The organism is Streptomyces sp. NPDC004561 (assembly GCF_053602155.1).
The window spans coordinates 1-5,673 of the sequence record NZ_JBSGDB010000529.1; the positions used below are offsets into that span (position 1 = coordinate 1).

Genomic DNA, 5,673 nt, shown 5'->3' on the forward strand with positions numbered 1-5,673 from the left:
CCGCCCCCCGCCCCCGGCGGCGCGCCTCCGGTGCACCGCACCGACCGGGTGATGACCATGGCCGACGGCGTCCGCCTCGACACCTCGTACTTCACCTCCGGCGCCGCCGGCCGCCGCCCCGCCGTGCTGCTCGCGCACGGCTTCGGCGGCACCAAGAACGACATGCGGCAGCAGGCCGAGGACCTCGCCCGGGACGGGTACGCGGTCCTGACCTGGTCCGCGCGCGGCTTCGGGAGGTCCACCGGCGAGATCGGCCTCAACGACCCGAGGTACGAGGTCGCCGACGTCTCCCGGCTCATCGACTGGCTGGCGAGGCAGCCCCAGGTGCGGCTCGACCGGCCCGGCGACCCGCGCGTGGGCGTGGCCGGCGGCTCCTACGGCGGCGCGATCTCCCTGCTCGCCGCGGGCTACGACCACCGGGTGGACGCCATCGCCCCGGCCATCACCTACTGGAACCTCGCGGACGCCCTGTTCCCGGACGGCGTGTTCAAGAAGCTGTGGGCCGGCATCTTCTTCAACACCGGCGGCGGCTGCGCCCGCTTCGAGCCCGAGCTGTGCCGGATGTACGACCGGGTCGCCGAGTCCGGCACCCCCGACGCGGCCGCCCGCAGGCTCCTGGAGGAGCGCTCGCCGTCCGCCGTCGGCACCCGCATCAAGGTGCCCACCCTGCTGCTCCAGGGCCAGACCGACTCGCTGTTCCCGCTCGGCCAGGCCGACGCGGCCGAGCGGGCGATCCGCGCCAACGGCGCCCCGGTGGACGTCGACTGGATCGCGGGCGGACACGACGGCGGCGACATGGAGACCGGCCGGGTCCAGGCACGCGTGCGCACGTGGTTCGACCGGTATCTGAAGGGCGACAGGAGCACCGGCACCGGACCCGCCTTCCGGATCACCCGCACCGGAGGCGTCAACTCCACCGACGGCACCGCCCAGCTGCGCGGCGCGAGCGCGGGCGCCTAACCCGGCCTGTCCGACCACCGGCGCGACGTCGCCCTCACCGGCGGCGCGCAGCGCATCGCCAACCCGGCCGGCGCCAGCCCGCCCGGCGTCTCCGCGCTGCCCGGCCTCGGCGGCTCCGGCGGCCTCGCCCAGCTGTCCTCGCTCGGCGTCGGCGTCTCCCTCGACTTCCCCGGCCAGTACGCGCGGTTCGACTCGGCGCCGCTCACTCGCGACCTGCAGATCACCGGCGCCCCGACCGCCCGGATCCACCTCACCTCGACCAGCGACGACGCCGTCCTGTTCGGCAAGGTCTACGACGTCGGCCCCGGCGGCACCCAGCAGGTGCTGCCCTCCCAGCTGGTCGCCCCCTTCCGGGTGACCGGCGCCCGGGCGGGCAAGGACGTCACGGTCACCCTCCCGGCGATCGACCACGAGGTGCAGAAGGGCCACCGGCTCCGCCTGGTCCTCGCCTCCACCGACCTCGGCTACGCCTCACCGGCCGCCCCGGCCACCTACACGGTCTCCCTCCACGGCGGCCTGAGCGTGCCGACGGCCCCCGCCGTCACCACCGCCGCGGCGCCCCTGCCCGCCTGGGTGTGGTGGCTGCCCCTGGCCGGCGTGGTGGCCGCCCTCGCCCTGCTGCTGACCGGCCGCCGCCGTACGGCCGGCCCGGCCCCCGATCCCGGCCTGGCCGACGTCCCGCTCGTCATCGGCGACCTGAGCAAGCGGTACGCCAGGTCCAGCGACCGGTACGCGGTGCGCGAGCTGTCCTTCCGCGTCGAGAAGGGCCAGGTCCTCGGCCTGCTCGGGCCGAACGGCGCGGGCAAGACCACCACCCTGCGCATGCTGATGGGCCTGATCACCCCGGACGACGGCGAGATCCGCGTCTTCGGACACGCCGTCCGGCCCGGCGCCCCGGTGCTGTCCCGGGTCGGCGCGTTCGTGGAGGGCGCGGGCTTCCTGCCCCACCTGTCCGGCCGGGAGAACCTGGAGCTGTACTGGCGGGCCACCGGCCGCCCGCAGGAGGACGCGCACCTGGACGAGGCCCTGCGCATCGCCGGGCTGGGCGACGCGCTCGCCCGCGCGGTGCGCACGTACTCCCAGGGCATGCGCCAGCGCCTCGCCATCGCCCAGGCCATGCTCGGGATGCCGGACCTGCTCATCCTGGACGAGCCCACCAACGGCCTCGACCCGCCCCAGATCCGCGAGATGCGCGAGGTGATGATCCGCTACGCGGCCGGCGGGCGCACGGTGATCGTCTCCAGCCATCTCCTCGCCGAGGTTGAGCAGTCCTGCACCCACCTGGTGGTGATGGACCGCGGCCGGCTCGTCCAGGCCGGTCCCGTCCGGGAGATCATCGGCTCCGGCGACACCCTCCTCGTCGGCACCGCCACACCCGTGGAGGAGCCGCTCGTGGAGAAGGTGACCGCGCTGCCCGGCGTCGCCTCCGCCGTGCGCACCGACGACGGGCTGCTGATCCGGCTCGAAGCGGGCGGCACGGCGGAGCGGCTGGTCGTGGATCTGGTGCGCCTCGAGGTGCCGGTCGCCTCGGTCGGCCCGCACCGCCGTCTGGAAGACGCCTTCCTCACCCTGATCGGAGGTTCCGCATGAGCACGCTCACCGAGGTCGCCTCCGGCTACCGGACGGGGCACACCCTGCCCCTGCGGGTGGAGCTGGTCCGCCAGCTCAAGCGGCGCCGCACCCTGGTGATGGGCGCGATCCTCGCCGCGCTGCCGTTCGTCCTGGCGATCGCCTTCGCCATCGGCGGCGACCCGTCCGGCCGGGACGGCCGGATCACCCTGATGAACACGGCGACCGCCTCCGGCGCCAACTTCGCCGCGGTGAACCTCTTCGTCTCGGCCGGCTTCCTGCTGGTCGTCCCGGTCGCCCTGTTCTGCGGGGACACCGTGGCCTCCGAGGCGAGCTGGTCCTCCCTGCGCTATCTGCTCGCCGCGCCCGTGCCCCGGGCCCGGCTGCTGTGGTCCAAGCTCGTCGTGGCCCTGGGGCTCAGCCTGGCCGCGATGGTGCTGCTGCCCGTCGTGGCCCTCGCGGTCGGCACCGCGGCCTACGGCTGGGGCCCGCTGCAGATCCCCACCGGCGGCGCGCTGGACACCGGCACCGCGGTGCAGCGGCTCGTGGTGACCGTGGCGTACATCTTCGTGTCCCAACTGGTCACCGCCGGGCTCGCGTTCTGGCTGTCGACCAAGACCGACGCCCCGCTCGGCGCGGTCGGCGGCGCGGTCGGCCTGACCATCGTCGGCAACGTCCTGGACGCGGTCACCGCCCTCGGCCGCTGGCGCGACTTCCTGCCCGCGCACTGGCAGTTCGCGTGGGCCGACGCCGTCCAGCCGCACCCCGAGTGGTCCGGCATGATCCAGGGCACCGCGCTCTCCGTCACCTACGCCCTCGTGCTGTTCGCCCTGGCCTTCAGGGGGTTCGCCCGCAAGGACATCGTCTCCTAGACCGGCGGCCCCCGATCCCGGGCGCCCCATTGACCTTTCCTTACTTACGAGTAAGTTGACTCCTGGGTAAGGACCTTGCAGCAGTGAGCCGCGAGCGGGAGCCGTCATGGGCGTACGCAGGGAACTGAAACGGGCACGGCAGCGCACCGACCTGGCGGCCCGGACCCCGGTGGAGATCGTCAGGGACGCCACCGGCACCGTGCGCGAGGTGCGTACGGCGCCCCTGGCGCCCCCGCTCGGCAGCGGCTCGATGGCCGACCTGCCGTTCGCCCACGCCGCCGAGGCGCCGGACGCGGTGCTGCTGCGCCGCCGCGAGCGGGCCGACTGGCGCCCGGTGACGGCGGCAGGCTTCGCCGCCGAAGTCGCCGCCGTCGCCAAGGGGTTGATCGCCGCCGGACTGGAACCGGGCGGCCGGGTGGCGGTGATGTCCCGCACCCGCTACGAGTGGACCGTCCTGGACTTCGCGATCTGGGCGGCCGGCGGCCAGTCCGTGCCGGTCTACCCCACCTCCTCCGCCGAGCAGGTGGAGTGGATCGTCCGCGACTCCGGCGCACGGTTCGCCGTCACCGAGACCGCCGGGAACGCGGCCACCGTCACCACCGCGACCGCCACACACCCCCGGCCCCCGCGCCTGTGGCAGCTCGACGCGCACGCCCTCGACGACCTCGCCGCCCTCGGCAGGGACGTCCCCGACGGCGAACTCGCCAAGAGGCGCGCCGCGTTGACCCCCGACACCATCGCCACCCTCTGCTACACCTCCGGCACCACCGGCCGGCCCAAGGGCTGTGTCCTCACCCACGCCAACCTGCACGCCGAGGCCGCCAACACCGTCGAGCTGCTGCACCCGGTGTTCCGCGCCGTCACCGGCCGGACCGCCTCCACCCTGCTGTTCCTGCCGCTCGCCCATATCCTCGGCCGCACCCTGCAGCTCGCCTGCCTCATGGCCCGCATCGAGATCGGCCACTTCCCGAGCGTCAAGCCCGACGAACTGCGCCCCGCGCTCAAGGAGTTCCGGCCCACCTTCCTCGTCGGGGTGCCGTACCTCTTCGAGAAGATCCACGACACCGGACGCGCCACCGCCGAGAAGATCGGCCGCGCCGGCTCCTTCGACCGCGCCGAGCGGGTCGCCGTCCGCTTCGGCGAGGCGCATCTGCGGAAGTTCCTCGGCGCCGGCAAGGGCCCCGGCCCCGGCCTGTACGCCGCCTGGGCCCTGTACGACGTGCTGGTCTACCGCCGTATCCGCAAGGAACTGGGCGGCCGGATGCGCTACGCCGTCAGCGGCGGCTCCCCGCTGGACCGCGACCTCAACCTGTTCTTCCACGCGGCCGGGATCGTCGTCTACGAGGGCTACGGACTCACCGAGACCACCGCGGCCGCCACCATCGTGCCCCCGCTCGCCCCCCGCCCCGGCACGGTCGGCCTGCCCGTCCCGGGCGTGTCGGTGCGCATCGCGGACGACGGCGAGGTGCTGATCAGCGGCGGGGTGGTCTTCGGCTCGTACTGGAACAACGAGCGGGCCACGGAGGCGGTGCTGCGCGAGGACTGGTTCGCCACCGGCGACCTGGGGTCCCTGGACGAGGACGGCTACCTCACCATCACCGGCCGCAAGAAGGACATCCTCGTCACCTCCGGCGGCAAGAACGTCTCGCCCGCCGTCCTGGAGGACCGGCTGCGCAGCCGCGCGCCCGTCGGCCAGTGCGTGGTCGTCGGCGACAACCGGCCCTTCGTCGCCGCGCTGATCACCCTGGACGCGGAGGCGGTCGCCCACTGGCTGGCGGTGCGCAAGCTGCCGGCCGACACCCCGCTCGCCGACCTGGTCCGCGACGAACGGCTGCGCGCCGAGGTGCAGAAGGCGGTCGACCACGCCAACGCGGCCGTCTCTCGAGCCGAGTCGATCCGCGCCTTCGCCCTGGTCGAGGGGGAGTTCACCGAGGACAACGGGCTGCTGACGCCCTCGCTGAAGGTCAGGCGGCACGCGGTGACGGAGGCGTACGCCGAGCAGATCGAGGCGCTGTACCGGAGGTAGACGGCGAAACGGCGGGCCACCGGGAACCGGTGACCCGCCGCCGCGGAGTGTGACTGCTCAGCTGCCGGTGGCGCCGTTGCCCGACAGGGCCGAGATGTCGTCCACGACGTGCGAGAGCGGCTCGTCGCCCTTGGCCTGGGTCGAGTTCTCCGTGCACTGCTGGTTCTGCGGCGAGGACAGGACCGGGATGTCCTGGACGCCGACGTTGACCAGGGCGAGGATGGGGCAGGCGGCGTGCGCGAGGCA

General features: G+C 74.0%; 3 protein-coding genes and 1 pseudogene. 3 read left to right on the plus strand and 1 reads right to left on the minus strand.

The window, feature by feature from the left end; all coding sequences use genetic code 11:
* The first annotated feature begins 30 nt into the window (after positions 1–30).
* The 3 genes and pseudogenes from ACWEN3_RS39830 (at position 31) to ACWEN3_RS39840 (ending at position 5,427) form a co-directional block, all read left to right on the plus strand.
* Positions 31–2,550 (plus strand): annotated as a pseudogene (locus ACWEN3_RS39830) (CocE/NonD family hydrolase).
* The gene (locus ACWEN3_RS39835) at positions 2,547–3,401 is read left to right on the plus strand and encodes an ABC transporter permease (protein WP_452981640.1); all 855 of its coding nucleotides are present in this window, start codon (positions 2,547–2,549) and stop codon (positions 3,399–3,401) included. Before ACWEN3_RS39830 ends, ACWEN3_RS39835 begins: the two are co-directional and overlap by 4 nt.
* A gap of 106 nt (positions 3,402–3,507) precedes the next feature.
* Positions 3,508–5,427 carry an AMP-dependent synthetase/ligase gene (locus ACWEN3_RS39840; protein WP_452981643.1) on the plus strand — a complete coding sequence of 640 codons (1,920 nt, stop codon included), beginning with the start codon at positions 3,508–3,510 and terminating at the stop codon, positions 5,425–5,427.
* Between the two features lie 57 nt (positions 5,428–5,484).
* Here the strand turns inward: ACWEN3_RS39840 and ACWEN3_RS39845 are convergent.
* Positions 5,485–5,673, minus strand: a 189-nt coding sequence (locus tag ACWEN3_RS39845) for a rodlin (RefSeq protein ID WP_452981646.1), incomplete at its 5' end; no start/stop codon positions are given.